Origin of the sequence: Lederbergia wuyishanensis (genome assembly GCF_022900255.1) — a bacterium.
Classification (GTDB): Bacteria; Bacillota; Bacilli; order Bacillales; family Bacillaceae_C; genus Lederbergia; species Lederbergia wuyishanensis.
In genome coordinates this window covers 80,244-94,760 of record NZ_JALIRM010000013.1, presented here as the reverse complement: position 1 = coordinate 94,760, position 14,517 = coordinate 80,244, and the positions used below count along the sequence as shown (strand labels likewise).

Here is a 14,517-nt window from a genome sequence, read left to right as displayed (position 1 = left end):
GTACATGCACGTCACTCTATTATACGAAATGATTTTTCGGAAAATTTAATTAGTAGAGGGAGAGGGGTGAACGATGTTGGAAAAGGATATGCCCATTCTAAAAAAGCACAATGAAAAAGGGATTTGGAAAGCTTACTTCAAATTAATGTTCAAAGCGAAATTACCATGGGGTTGGCTGATTTTTGTCATTCTCGCGTTTCTTGCTTCTTCAACAGTGACTTTAATATTCCCTCAATATGTCCAAAAAATATATGAAGGAGTTCTAAGAAAAGAAGTCATATATGGAGCAATAACGGTACTTGTGGTAGGAATCCTCGTTGATGGGATTGTTCGTTATTTTAATAAGTTATTAATGTATAAAATTGATGTTAGTTATCGTAGTTTGATTTGGGAAAGACTCATGCTGTCACCACTTTCTTTATATGATCGAGTGAAGCCGACAGAAATGATTAGTAGAGTTACAAATGACGCTGCTACTATCAGTCAAGTACTCGGATCATGGGTGCCAACCTTGATCGCCAGTGTTTATTATACGATTGCAACAATAGCCATTTTGTTTAATTATGATTGGCGATTAGGATTATCTGTATTCATTTATGTTCCTATTTATCTCTTATTTAATATTTATTATGGAAAATGGAATTATCGTGCTAATAAGCTGGCCTTTAACCGTCTATCCCAATTAACACAATTTCTTTCGGAATTATTAATGAGTGTACCTCTTATCAAAACATTCGTCACCGAGACAAAAGAAGAACAGCGTGGGAAAGAATATCTTCAAAGTTATTATAAAGCGAGTTTTAAAAGAGCAATTGTAAACTGGGTAGAAAACCCAATCAGTGGGATTTTGAGCATCACCCAAGAAATCTTAGTCATTGCTTTTGGTGTTTATCTGGTAAAGTCTGGTGCAATTACCCTATCACAATGGATTGGCTTCTTTATGTATGTTGGAATGCTATGGCCAACATTAATGATATTTATTTATGCATATATGGAAATGAAACGAAGCCAAGGGGCTACATCTCGTATAGCAGATTTGATTGATAGTCCATTAGAAGATATTGAAAGAAAATTTAACATATCTAGCCTAGACGAAGATATTACATTTAACAAAGTTTCTTTTAGTTATGTTGATAATAATGAAATCCTTTCAGACCTTGATTTTACGATACGAAAAGGAAAAGTTACAGCGATTGTCGGACCGAGTGGAAGCGGAAAATCAACCATTTTTTCTCTACTCCAACAATTTTATAAGCCTAATTCGGGCACCATCACGATTGGCGATGACAAATTGATTAGTGAAATTAACCTAAGGGATTGGCGTAATCTTTTCAGTTATGTAGCGCAAGACAGTCCACTTATTTCTGGTACTATCCGTGAAAATATAGTCTATGGTGTTAACCGTGAAGTAAGTGAGCTTGAAATCAATCGTGCCGCAGAAGCAGCGAATGCCCTTCAGTTTATAAGAGAATTTCCAAATGGTTATGAAACAGATGTAGGTGAAGGTGGGGCTAATCTATCAGGCGGACAACGTCAACGGATAGCTATTGCTCGAGCAATCTTAAGAGATGCACCGATTCTTCTATTCGATGAGGCGACAGCAAGCCTCGATAGCCAATCAGAAAAGTCAGTACAAGAGGCAATGAAAAAATTAATGGAAAGCCATACAACAATTATGATTGCTCATGACCTATCAACAATTCGCGATGCAGATCAAATTATTTTACTCGACTCTGGAAAAGTGGATGGTATTGGGACTCACGAACAGCTTATGGAAACGAATGAACTTTATAAACTGTTTGTTCAACTTCACATGGATTCACAAGCCGGATAAGACAATGCCATACAACTTTGAAAGGAGGTAAAAGAGATGCAAGAAGCAAAAAATCAACATTCTTGGAGAGAATTTTTTAAACTCATCTTTAAATCAAAATTGCCATGGCATTTATATATTGCCGGTTTTGTAGCGGCCATCTTGTCGACCACTTTATCCCTGGGATTACCGCTTGTTATGCAACAAATCATGGAAGGGAAAATTTTTAATAGTGAGATAGTAAAGAAGTATATTCTTTTGAGTAGTGTTGCTATTTCATTAGCTGCTGTTTCTGCCTTTTTTGTATCAATTACCGGTCCGGTGACGAAACGAAATATTCAAAGAACACTCTGGGATAAGTTGATTCGTATGCCGATGCGCCAGTATAAGAAACAGCCATCACAACAATTGATCAGTAGGGTCACACAAGATACATCTTTTATTGACCAAGTGATTGATTATTTTAAAATGCTTGTAGTCTCATCGTATGGAATGATTGGTTCTTTCGTCATCATGTACAACATGAACGTGAAACTAACACTAGCTCTACTTCCAGTTATACCGTATATATTGATTGTCACAGCTGTTGTCGGACATTTTACGCAAAAAACGCAGCATGGTGTGCAAGAACAGTTTGCTGGGATCACTGCATTCTTTGCCGAAAGACTTCCGAGAGTACGTTTAATTAAATCATTTGGTAAAGAACAAAAGGAAATAGATGATGCAAACTACATCTTAAGAGAACAATATAAAGCGGAGAAAAAGCGGGCATACGTAGATTTATTTGCGGAACCGCTCATGCAAAGTGTACAGGCGATCATCCAAGGGACGGTGCTGCTTTACGGAGCCTACTTGGTAAGCAAGGGCGAAATGAAAGTGAGTCAGGTTATTTCTTTCTTTATGTATGTAGCATTTATCCATAATAGTGTCTTGAAATATGGCCTCTTTTGGCAAATGTTAAAACAGGCAAAAGGTGCATCGGAAAAAATTTCTTCTATTTTGGATACAAATAGCGAAGAAATGAAGAAACAAGTATCGATGGAAGAAGTACAGAAAAAAGCCGGCGGTGATGTAAGGTTTGAAAATGTTTCTTTTAGCTATGAAGATAAAAACATTTTATCAAATATCAACTTAACCATTCCTGAAGGGAAATTTACAGCGATTGTTGGTCCAAGTGGAGGAGGAAAATCAACCATCCTTAACTTGCTTGAACGATTCTATGATCCGAATGTGGGTCGAATATTAATGGGTAACCAGCCTGTAGATGAAATACATCTCGACGAATGGCGTAAATCAATATCGTATGTATCGCAATCAAGCCCACTTTTATCAGGAACGATACGAGACAACATCACATATGGCATTGAGCGTGATGTGAGTGATGAAGAAGTCAGGATTGCAGCTGAGATGGCAGATGCGCTTGAATTTATTGATGAATTCCCTGAAGGGCTTGATACAGAAGTCGGCGAATTTGGTTCTCAACTTTCAGGAGGACAACGTCAACGAATTGCAATTGCCCGTGCTTTTATCAAAGATACAAGATATCTAATTCTAGACGAAGCAACAGCTAGCTTGGATGCTCGTTCAGAAAACGAAGTTGAGAATTCATTGAAAGATATTATGGTTGGACGTACAACAATCATGGTGGCGCATGACTTAAATGCAGTTAAACATGCAGATCAAATTATCGTCATTGATTCAGGAAAAGTGAATGGTATTGGCAATCATGAAGAACTATTTGCGAATAATCCTTTATACAGGAGACTAGCTGAAATCCAACAAGAAAAAGATTCTAAGTTAGCTATATTGTAAAAAGAAAAAGCGATAATTATTAATATTTTTATATATTTCAAGGGGGAAAAGAAGATGAAAAAATTATTACTACTAGTGTTGACTCTTATGTTGTCAACTGCCTTAGCAGCGTGTGGCGGTGATAAAGCGAATAATGAAAAAGCAGATGGCAAAGCAAATGAAGAACAAGTTGCAGGGGAAGATCAAGGAGCGGATGAAGGACAAGCATCGGAAGAAGAGTGGCCAGATGAACTAATTAATCCTGAAGCAGCAAACAATGAATACTTTATAAAAGTTCATGATTTGCTAAAAGAAAATGGCTATGAAGTTGGAGAATTAACACCTTCTGACTATTCCTTTTTTAATGCAAAAATGGCTGCTCAGATTGAAATTAATGGTGAAGATATGTTCACGCTCCAAATGTATGAGTTAGACCCAGCAGATGAAAATTTAGAGCATGCAAGAAAAACTGGCATGGGTACTGCTGAGTATGCAGGAGAAAAAGGAGAAATTCCTGTATTGGTCATCGATCATTACTATTTCTTCCTTGCTGAAGGGCATCCAAATTATGAAGACGTTTATAAACTACTTGAAGAGAAATTAAAATAACATTTTTTAATGGAAGGAAGGAGTCTCGATGATTTTATCAAAATATGAGGCTCCTTTCGATTTGTAGTCATTATGAAGGGGGAAGAACCATCGTGGATCAAACAACTAAAAATAAATGGAAAATCGATACAGCCATCATCCATAACGCCCAGAGACCTTGTTCAAAAACCGGAGCAGTCGCTTCCTCTATAGTTCCAGCTGTGGCTTATGCTTTCCCGAATGTTGAAGCAGCTGCATCATGTGTCGCAGGGGAGAGGGAAGGTACGTATTACGGTCGGTACGGAAATCCGACGCAAGAGGTACTGGAGGCAAAAATTGCTTCGTTGGAAAGTGCTGAGGCTGCTTTAGGAGTCAGTAGCGGAATGGCTGCTATATCTAGTTCCTTGCTTGCCTTTTTACAGCAAGGTGACCATGTCGTATGTACACGTGACGTCTATGGAGGCAGTTACAAATTTCTATCTTCATTGGCACCGCGTTACGGCATTGCTACCGACTTTGTCGACTGTACTAATTTGCAAGTGGTAGAGGATGCTATCCGCCCAAATACAAAAGTATTGTATATAGAAACTCCTTCCAACCCTTGTTTGACCGTATTAGATATTAAGGCACTTTCTGATCTCGCACATGCATACGGACTAATCGTAATCGTCGATAATACATTTATGACTCCTTATTTACAGAGACCGCTCGAATTAGGAGCGGATGTAGTTGTTCATAGTGCTACGAAATACTTGAATGGACATGGAGATGTCATTGCTGGTTTTATCGTAGGTAAACGCGAGCACATCGAATTCATGCGCAAAAACATCATGGGAGACCTTGGTCAAAATATGAACGCTTGGGATGCCTTTATGATTTTGCGTGGATTAAAAACACTTGGCCTTAGGGTAAGGCAACACTGTTTTAACGGAGAAGCAGTGGCCAACTATTTAGCACAGCATCCTGCCATAGAAAATGTATATTACCCGGGATTGAAGACTCATCCACAGTACCAAACGGCAAAACGACAAATGTCGGGCATGGGAGGAATCGTATCATTCGAAGTAAAGGGTGGCTTTGAGTCTGCTAAAAATTTCATTAATGCCCTGCAACTAGCAATGATCTCATTCAGCTTGGGCGATCCGGAAACTCTCGTACAACACCCCGCATCGATGACTCACTTTTCTATACCAGCTGAAGAGCGTATAAAATTTAATATTTCCGATGGATTAATTCGCTTATCGACTGGATTAGAGGACGCTGAGGATATTATTGCAGACTTGGAGCAAGCTTTGAACACTGTGATGGGAGAAGTACAGTTACGATAGTGTTTGGGATTGCGACTAGTATGACTGAATGTTGAGCTGGGGAAGATTTAATACCTCAAAGTGAATTGTGAAGAAGCCAAGCGAAACTAATTGAATTGAAATCGTCTAATAGGCAGGACAAATCATCTAATAGAAAGCATGGCCCGTCTAATAGAATCGCAAAACATCTAATAGAGTATCCCAATCGTCTAATAGAATCACGAAAGATCTAATAGAGTGCCCAATCGTCTAATAGAATCGCGAAACATCTAATAGAGTGTCCGAATCGTCTAATAGAATTGCCGAAACTACTAATAGAGAACCTAAATCCTATATTAGAATATGTAAAGCAAAAAGTGATGCCACTAACATAAAACGCGAGCACTTAAAAAAGAGTCCGTTTCAGAGTGTAAAAACCCGAAACGGACCCCTTTTCCATATATCAAATAAATTTAAGGAACCATATTCCCAGCTGCTTTGTAAATTTGATACCACTCGTCTCTTGTAAGTGGAATTTCAGAACCTTTACAAGCGTCACTTAAACGCCCAGCATTCGTTGTTCCAAGCACCACTTGAATATTTGCAGGATGACGTGTAATCCATGCAGTCGCAATTGCTGTATTGGTTACTTCGTATTTTTCAGCAATTTTATCAATGACTTCATTTAACTCAGGGAAGTTTTCCGTGTCGCCTAAGAATGGTCCATTAAAGAAACCAGTTTGGTAAGGCGACCATGCTTGAATCGTGATGTCATGAAGGCGGCAATATTCCAATATGCTGCTGTCGCGATTGACTGATTGGTCGATATTCATATTTAACGCTATCCCGGAATCAATCATTGGAGTATGCGCAATGCTTAGTTGAAGCTGATTCACGACTAATTTTTGAGAAACATATTTTTGAAGTAATTCAATCTGTAAAGGATTGTGGTTCGATACCCCAAAATACTTTACTTTTCCGCTATTATGTAACTCATCAAAAGCCTCAGCTACTTCTTCAGGCTCCATTAATGGATCGGGACGGTGTAGAAGCAAAATATCAAGGTAATCCGTTTTTAAACGATCTAAAATACCTTCAACGGAGGAAATGATATGTTCCTTTGAAAAGTTAAAATAGTTATCTTTCGTGTTAATACCACATTTGCTTTGTAAAATCATTTTTTCACGAATGCTGGAGTTCATTTGGATTGCTTCAGCAAATAATTCCTCACATTTTCCACCGCCGTAAATATCGGCATGATCGAAGAAATTGATTCCTTCATCCATTGCAGTGCGAATTAAGTTTTCAATTTCAGTAAGAGAAAGCTGTGTAATACGCATATTCCCCATGACAATATTGGAAACGTTTAAATTAGTGTTCTTAATTGGAAAGTACTTCACGTAAAATCCCCCTTATTTATGTTACTACTATTACAATAAGCCATAAGCAGCCCATTAGGTCAATTAATATGTTTCGGAAATACTAAAAATTCATAATCATCAACAATTTAAGTGATATAATAAAGAACACAAGATAAAAAGAAGGTGCTTGCTTGGATACAGTCATCATTTTTATTGCCATCATCTTAGTTGCTTCTATTTTACAAACGAGCACAGGCTTTGGTTTTTCAATTTTAGCTACACCATTTCTACTTATGATTTTTGAAGCTAAAGAAGCTATTCAAATCAATCTAGTTTTGTCTTTAATCATTTCATGTTCGTTAATTTACAAGATACGTAACGATATTGATTATAGTGTGTTAAAGAGATTCGTTATTGGAAGCGTTGCCGGACTACCAGTTGGAATTATCGTCTTTTTATTATCAGACATGAATAAACTGAAATTCGGAATTAGCATCATTATTTTAATGCTCACGTTTTTGCTTATTTTTAAAGTAAGGATACGACAAACAAAAGGAAGAGACCTTTCGGCAGGTAGTTTATCTGGAATGCTAACTACAAGTATAGGAATGCCGGGACCGCCTTTATTACTATATTTTTCAGGAATAGATTCCAAAAAGGAAAAATTGCGTGCTACGACACTAGCTTTCTATTTATTTATCTATTTTTTTAGTTTATTAATGCAGATTATTTTTGCTGGTACGAATAAAACTATTTGGATATCAAGCGGGTATGCATTGCCATTTGTCATTATAGGATTGTATTTTGGACAGCTTTTATTCGTAAAAATAAATCAACGTTTGTTTAGGATCTTTACTTATATAATCCTTCTTTTTACTGGTTGTTATTTATTAATAGAGAGTCTGAAATGATTTTCTTGGAGGGAAAGAAGATGTCAAAAAAATTGCCGCATATCGTTATTTTTAATCCGGATCAATGGCGAGGAGATGTGATGGGACATTTAGGCAATCCAGCAGCTGTCACACCTAATCTTGATCGATTGGTTGAAACTGAAGCGGTATCGTTTGAGCGTACCTTTTGTCAAAATCCAGTTTGTACACCAAGTCGTTGTTCTTTTATGAGCGGCTGGTACCCACATATAAAAGGGAATCGGACTATTTTTCATATGATGCAGCCTGAAGACCCTGTATTATTGCGGACTTTAAAAAAGATGGGTTACTACGTATGGTGGGGTGGAAAAAATGATTTAATTCCTAACGATGTGGATTTCTCTGAGTACTGTGATGAAAAATATGTACCAGATTTTCCGAAGTATACAAGCAATTCTGATTGGCGTGGGAATCAAGATAGCCCTGGATACTACTCTTTTTTTGGTGGACAAGTAGATGACAACCATGGTTTGAAAGGATTTGCTGAAAATGATTGGGGTTATATTCATGGTGCAATCGAGCAGATAAAAAATGCGCCGAAGGATAAACCATTGTGTATTTATCTACCAATTTTGTATCCGCATCCACCTTATGCAGTAGAAGAACCTTGGTTTAGTTTGATTGATCGCAGTAAGCTTCCTGAAAGAGTGAAACCGCCTAAAGAGTTTGAAGGAAAGGCAAGTATGTTGAAGGGAATTGCCGAAATCCAAAATTTAGAATCATGGTCTGAAGAGAACTGGACTGAATTAAGAGCAACATACTACGGTATGTGTGCTCGAGTTGATCATCAGTTTGGCTTGGTTATGGATGCTTTAAAAGAAGCAGGATTGTATGATGATACTGCTATTTTCTTCTTCTCTGATCATGGCGACTATACTGGAGATTTTAATTTAGCTGAAAAAAATCAAAATACCTTTGAAGATTGTTTAACGAGGGTACCGTTTATCATCAAACCGCCTAAAAACGTTCCAATCAAACCAGGGGTGCGCGATGCTCTTGTTGAATTAATTGATTTCCCGGCAACTGTAGAAGACATGCTTGGATTTGTGCCAGAGCATACTCATTTTGGTAAATCACTTCTTCCGATTATTGCTGGGGAGATTGATGAACATAGGGATGCAGTATTTTCCGAAGGAGGAAGACTCCACGGCGAAACGCATTGTATGGAATTAGAGGCACTCGACCAACAACAGCCAGGAGCGTTATATTATCCGCGATTAAAAATGCAAAGAAGTGAAGGACCAGAGCATACGAAAGCGATCATGTGTCGGACGAAGGACTACAAATATGTACAAAGATTATATGAACAAGATGAATTATATGATCTAACTGCTGATCCTCATGAAGTTCACAATCGAATAAATGATCCAGAACTTGCTGATGTTTTAAGGAAAATGAAGGATCGCTTACTAACGTTTCATTTGGCTACTTCTGATGTTGTTCGTCATAGACCAGATGCTAGATTTTAATTAATTGAAATTGGCGTATATAGGTACTGGGTAGGCAAATGTGATATTTATGCTCCTAATCTATTGATTGCACTTAAACAAAGGTATGTGGAACGAAAAAGGTTTTTAAAAATAATAATTCCGAGGTAGATTATGAATATAGAAATCAACCCCATTAAAAAGGAAGACTACGAAAAAGCTTATGCCTTTCAATGTGAATACTTAGATGATGAGAGTATCCAGGAATTTACGTTAAGGGTAGAGAGTAATCACGATCTATACCTGGTTGCAATGAATGACCGGGAACTAGTAGGAGTTTGTTATGGTAGTCCGTCCAAAAGGGATATTCAGGCGATACAGCTTGATGGAATAGCGGTAAATTTAGACGAGGAAAAAGGATATGCGCGAAAAGGAATTGGCTCTAAGCTTATCGAGGAATTTGAAAAAGCAGTAGAACATTTAGGTTATACAAAACTCGGTCTAGGTTCTGCAGATGATGTAAAGGTAGAACGATTTTATTTGAAAAATGGTTTTCAACCATATGAACTTGTAGCAAAAAACTATAATCACGAAGAACTTGAAAGAGTGAACATCGAGGATTATGAAACAGGCAAAAAGATTAAAGAACAATTACGTTTAAAACATAATCCAGACGAGGTTATTTTTATTTTTCATAAACAAATAAAAAAATAAGGAGAGGATTCTATCTCCTTATTTTTCCGATTTGTGGATCGGGATGCGAATTTCAACTTGAGTCCCTTTATTTACCACGCTATGAATATCAATAGTTCCGTTATGGGAATCTATTATTTTTTTACATACTGTTAAGCCTAACCCCGAGCCTTCCTCTTTCATTGTAAAGAAAGGATTAAATACCTCATTAATTTTCTCCCCAGGAATCCCTTTCCCATTGTCAATCACTTGAATAACACAGTCGTCATCTACTTTTTCTAGAGTAATTGATAATGTTCCGTCTGCTCCTTCGATAGCATGTAGTGAATTCTTCGTAAGATTGAGCAAAACTTGCTTTATTTGGTCCTTTACACAAGATATTGGCAATTCATCCTTGGAGTATTTTATCGTCAATCCCACATTCATATAATTAGTCTCAGATTGTATAATTGGTTCAATTTCTCTTACGATGTTATTCGCATCTGATATTTCAAATGTATATGCTGTTGGACGCCCGAGCAATAGTAATTCACTGACAATTGCATTGATGCGAGTAATCTCATTTTGAATGACCCCATAGTAAAATTGTGCTTTTTGATCTTTACTTTCTTCACTCAATAGGGAGATTAGCCCCTTTATCCCAGTCAGCGGATTTCGAATTTCATGCGCTGTACTAGCTGCAAGCTTTCCGAGCAACTCTATCTTTTGATGCTCCATTTGTGCTCGCTCTTTTTTCCCTTTTTTGTTCAACAGATAGTAATGAACTAATAGATATAATAAATTCATTATAAATAATACTAAAACAAGGAAAAACATAAAGGAATCCCAAAATGACTTGGCTTCATCGTTTAATACTTTTGCAGTAATCGTCCATGGAAGTTGTGTAATATCAGCACTGGCATTAATATAATGTTTATTTGGAATAGGTTTACTAGTTTCAATTTCAGTTTTTCCATCCACATTAGTAACAACGATAATTTCATCTTTTAATATACTTTTAATGGATTTTTCTACTTCATCTAGTCTTATGCTGACGAGCAATACCCCTTTTGTTATGGCATCTGGACTAATAGGAATAGCTACTGTTATAACAAATCGTTTTGTTACACGTCCAAAATGTGTTTCTGAAAATGTTGTTTTCCCTGTTTTAATAGACTCTTGAAAATAAGGCCTGTCGCTTACATTGACATAATGATTTAAAGGATTTGAGCTAACGACTAAATCCCCTTTAGGGTCAACTAGATAAAGACCCGAAAAACGATCGTCCTGCTCATGCGTTTCTTTTAAGATTTCATATATATTATTTAAGTCATCATGCTGAGTATTGATCAAAGTGGCCAGCATTTCTACTCTACCAATCGTTTCTCCAATAAAGTTACTTAAATTATTTGCATGGATTTTTGCGCTTTGGTGGGCTTTAAATTTATATTTTGATTTTTGATTTTCCATATTTTGGTTAGTTAGCATGCAACTAATAATGATAGAAGGCACCAACGTAACCATTAGATAAATCAACCATTTTTTTGCAAGCCTTAAGATATTCGACTTAAGCAACGAGGATCTTCCCCTTAAACGTTATTCTCTAATATTACCATTATTCGACAATTATTTACACGCTTATTTATTTTTTTAAAATAATATTACAGTTTTTGAACTTAAAAAGGGGATGACAATGTCATTCGACTTGAAACCATTTTCCTATAAATATTTTTACGCAAAAAAATGTAGGAAATAACAGACGAATTATTGTATATTGTTTTAAGTATTATATAAAAGCAATTCCAGTCCCAATAAATTGGTGCTCATAATTTTACGATCGGATTTTTATAATAGAGGGAAGGGATTGCTAAAATGCAGGAGTTCGTTTTGAAAAAAAGACCAGTTATTACGATTGCTTTAATAACAGCTATCTGTTTGCTGGGGAATGAAATGTTATTTATTGTCCTACCTATCTACTGGAAATTCTTTGGGTTAGATTCGTTGTGGCAAGTGGGAGTCCTTCTTTCTATTAATCGTTTTGTCAGGATTCCGATTAATTCTGTTGTAGGCTGGTGTTATCATAAAATCAGCAAGCGTACAGGGGTTTTATTTGCCATTATTCTGGCATCGGTTTCAACCTATTCGTATGGAATATTGAAAGGTTTTTGGCTACTTTTGTTAGTCCGGATTTTATGGGGCGTCGCATGGTCCTTTTTACGTCTTGGAGGATATTTAACCGTTATTTCAAGCAGTGATGGAAAAACGAGAGGACAGTTAATCGGCTTATATAATGGACTTTGGGGATTAGGAACCCTGTTTGGAATGTTAATTGGTGGTTTATTATGTGATTTGATTGGCATTCCTCCGATTACGACAGGGTTTGCAGTTCTGGCTGCTTTAACTATACCACTCGCAATTAAATTTATTCCTAATGTATCAAACGTTGAGCATTCTGATGAGAAGAAAACTGGTTCTATTATAAGAAGTGCACAACATAGAAAAGTGTTATTCAACGGGTTATTTGTGGCTTTCGTTGTGTATGGCGTCTTTTTCACTACGATTAGTAAATTGATTGAGTTTCATATGGAAGGAACTGTTTTGATATGGGGAATGACTATCGGAGCAGCAGCGGTTACGGGAGTAGTACAATCGATCAAAATGGGGTTTGATCCATTTTTAGCTCCTACTATTGGTAAGTGGTCCGATCTTAAATTTGGAAGAATTCCGCTTTTAACTATTGCTCTATTAGGTGGATCCATGTTTCTAGCCATCATACCAATTTTAGGAAATTTCTTCTTTTTATTTATTATGATATTAGCTTTTCAAATGGTCTGTACTTTTTTAATTACAACGAGCGATTCTTTGGCTGCTGACTTATCAAAAGGTCCGCTAGCCATAAAAACAATGACGTATTACACTTTATTTGCAGATCTTGGAGCCGCTGTAGGGCCGTTATTAAGTTTCATTGTATTAGATTTTGTCGGTCTTCCTTGGCTATATTGGTTTACTAGTTTGCTATTATTCATGGCATTTCTCTTTTGGTTAAAAGAGCATCGAAGGCAAAAGGTGAAAAGTCAATCGGTAGAAGGGTTAGGATTTTGAACATATATTTGAGGGGGCTAAACAATGGGAGAACAATTAAAGTTTCGCTATGATGGTACATTTAAAATTCTTCAGTTTACAGATTTACATATTGGTGGCGATATAGAAAAAGCGGAGGACATTAAGACATTTAAAGTAATTGATAAAGTAATAGAAGCTGAAATGCCAGATTTAATTGCAATTACTGGTGATTTAATTTGGAGTGAAGGTGTCGATCAGCCTGAAAAATCATATCGAAGAGTACTTGACCATATTGATAAGTGGAATATTCCTTTTGCGATTGTGTACGGGAATCATGACTCTGAAGCAAATATAACGAGAGAAGAACTATTTAACATTCAAGAGGGCTACGCAAATTCGTTGGCACAGTCAGGTCCGAATCATATTCATGGGGTAGGTAATTATTCTCTACCTGTTCATTCAGCGAGTAATAATGAAATGGAATCTGTTTTATATTTTATGGACTCCGGTGCTTATGCTCCTGGAAATATAGGAGGTTATGAGTGGATCCATCATGATCAAGTTCAATGGTATATGGAAGAATCTAAGAAGTATGTAAGGGAAAACGGAGAATCTCTTCCGGCACTGGCATTTTTTCATATCCCTTTACCTGAATACAATGATGTTTTTAAATATGGGAAAATGTCTGGGATTAAAAATGAAATGATCTGCTCACCAAAAATCAATAGTGGATTATTTGCAGCGATGCTTGAAACAGGAGACGTTATGGGTACGTTTGTTGGTCATGACCATGATAACGATTTTTGCGGGGAGCTTTATGGAATCTCTTTATGCTACGGTCGTTCTGTTGGGTACAATGTATACGGAGGGCTTGAGCGTGGAGGCCGTGTTATCCAATTATATGAAGGAAAACGCGAGTTTGATAGTTGGGTTCGAATAGGCGATGGAAGAGTGGTTTCGCATTACAAGCATAAGGGAAAAAAGGAAAATTAATATAAACAAGAAGCGGATGTTGAGTGATAGCCAACATCCGCTTTTTTTGTTCAATTATAAGGAAATCGTATCTCCTATAGAAATTTGTTGGTTTGCAATCGTTCCTGTTGGTAGCTCCAATGTTGCATAAGCGTTGCTTACAGGTGGGATCATTTTCCAAGGTTTCAAACCAGATACAACTTTCACTACTTTGTTCGCTTGATCTAGAAAAACGACATCAATGGCAAATCTCATAAAAAACATATGAATTGAATTGCACGGAGTAATAAGAAGCCCTTCCTCCATTATTGGTTCTTTATAAAACAATAACCCCTTCAAACGTTTCCACGATGTATCCGCTCTATGAATGATTAACGGCAGTTGAATCTCTTTTGCTTGCATAAATATCACTCCTTTAGACCCATTATCAACTTTCATTATACAGAACAAAATGTTCTTTATAAAAATTGAAATAGTGAGAAAAAGAGAGGAAAAAAGAGATAATGAAAGATAAAAGTTCACTATATAGAACAAATGGGTGAATTTGACTATTTCCATTTAACTATGTTCACTATATACTACAGTTAAGTTCTTTATACAGAACAAAACATCAAA

The 14,517-nt window shown here is 36.7% G+C and carries 12 protein-coding genes; 9 read left to right on the top strand and 3 right to left on the bottom strand.

Annotation, left to right across the window (positions count from 1 at the left end):
- Positions 1-73: 73 nt before the first annotated feature.
- The 4 genes from MT489_RS17445 (at position 74) to MT489_RS17430 (ending at position 5,520) form a co-directional block, all read left to right on the top strand.
- Positions 74-1,834, top strand: a complete 1,761-nt coding sequence (locus MT489_RS17445) for an ABC transporter ATP-binding protein (protein WP_244682851.1) — start codon at positions 74-76, stop codon at positions 1,832-1,834.
- A gap of 36 nt (positions 1,835-1,870) precedes the next feature.
- Positions 1,871-3,625, top strand: a complete 1,755-nt coding sequence (locus MT489_RS17440) for an ABC transporter ATP-binding protein (protein ID WP_244682850.1) — start codon at positions 1,871-1,873, stop codon at positions 3,623-3,625.
- Positions 3,626-3,679: 54 nt separating this feature from the next.
- Positions 3,680-4,213, top strand: a complete 534-nt coding sequence (locus tag MT489_RS17435) for a hypothetical protein (RefSeq protein ID WP_244682849.1) — start codon at positions 3,680-3,682, stop codon at positions 4,211-4,213.
- Between the two features lie 92 nt (positions 4,214-4,305).
- A complete protein-coding gene (locus tag MT489_RS17430) occupies positions 4,306-5,520 on the top strand; it encodes a trans-sulfuration enzyme family protein (RefSeq protein WP_244682848.1) in 1,215 nt (404 codons plus the stop codon).
- Positions 5,521-5,951: 431 nt separating this feature from the next.
- Here MT489_RS17430 and MT489_RS17425 read toward each other — a convergent pair whose 3' ends face one another.
- Positions 5,952-6,878 (bottom strand): aldo/keto reductase, encoded by a 927-nt coding sequence (locus MT489_RS17425; RefSeq protein WP_244682847.1) that lies wholly within the window; start codon positions 6,876-6,878, stop codon positions 5,952-5,954.
- 152 nt (positions 6,879-7,030) lie between these two features.
- Between MT489_RS17425 and MT489_RS17420 the strand changes: the two genes are divergently transcribed.
- The 3 genes from MT489_RS17420 to MT489_RS17410 all read left to right on the top strand — a co-directional run bounded on the left by MT489_RS17420 (position 7,031) and on the right by MT489_RS17410 (position 9,909).
- Positions 7,031-7,750 carry a sulfite exporter TauE/SafE family protein gene (locus MT489_RS17420; protein ID WP_244682846.1) on the top strand — a complete coding sequence of 240 codons (720 nt, stop codon included), beginning with the start codon at positions 7,031-7,033 and terminating at the stop codon, positions 7,748-7,750.
- Positions 7,751-7,770: 20 nt separating this feature from the next.
- Positions 7,771-9,237, top strand: a complete 1,467-nt coding sequence (locus MT489_RS17415) for a sulfatase family protein (protein ID WP_244682845.1) — start codon at positions 7,771-7,773, stop codon at positions 9,235-9,237.
- A 132-nt stretch (positions 9,238-9,369) separates the two neighbouring features.
- On the top strand, positions 9,370-9,909 hold the full coding sequence (locus tag MT489_RS17410) for a GNAT family N-acetyltransferase (protein WP_244682844.1): 540 nt from the start codon (positions 9,370-9,372) through the stop codon (positions 9,907-9,909).
- An 18-nt stretch (positions 9,910-9,927) separates the two neighbouring features.
- Here MT489_RS17410 and MT489_RS17405 read toward each other — a convergent pair whose 3' ends face one another.
- Positions 9,928-11,442, bottom strand: coding sequence for an ATP-binding protein (locus MT489_RS17405; protein WP_244682843.1), 1,515 nt, complete (start codon positions 11,440-11,442; stop codon positions 9,928-9,930).
- Positions 11,443-11,754: 312 nt separating this feature from the next.
- On the opposite strand from MT489_RS17405, the gene MT489_RS17400 reads away from it, so the two are divergent.
- Both MT489_RS17400 and MT489_RS17395 read left to right on the top strand, forming a co-directional pair.
- On the top strand, positions 11,755-12,969 hold the full coding sequence (locus MT489_RS17400; RefSeq protein ID WP_244682842.1) for an MFS transporter: 1,215 nt from the start codon (positions 11,755-11,757) through the stop codon (positions 12,967-12,969).
- A 24-nt stretch (positions 12,970-12,993) separates the two neighbouring features.
- The gene (locus MT489_RS17395; RefSeq protein ID WP_244682841.1) at positions 12,994-13,923 is read left to right on the top strand and encodes a metallophosphoesterase family protein; all 930 of its coding nucleotides are present in this window, start codon (positions 12,994-12,996) and stop codon (positions 13,921-13,923) included.
- A gap of 54 nt (positions 13,924-13,977) precedes the next feature.
- Here the strand turns inward: MT489_RS17395 and MT489_RS17390 are convergent, their stop codons facing one another.
- A complete protein-coding gene (locus tag MT489_RS17390; protein ID WP_244682840.1) occupies positions 13,978-14,304 on the bottom strand; it encodes a DUF192 domain-containing protein in 327 nt (108 codons plus the stop codon).
- Positions 14,305-14,517: the final 213 nt, after the last annotated feature.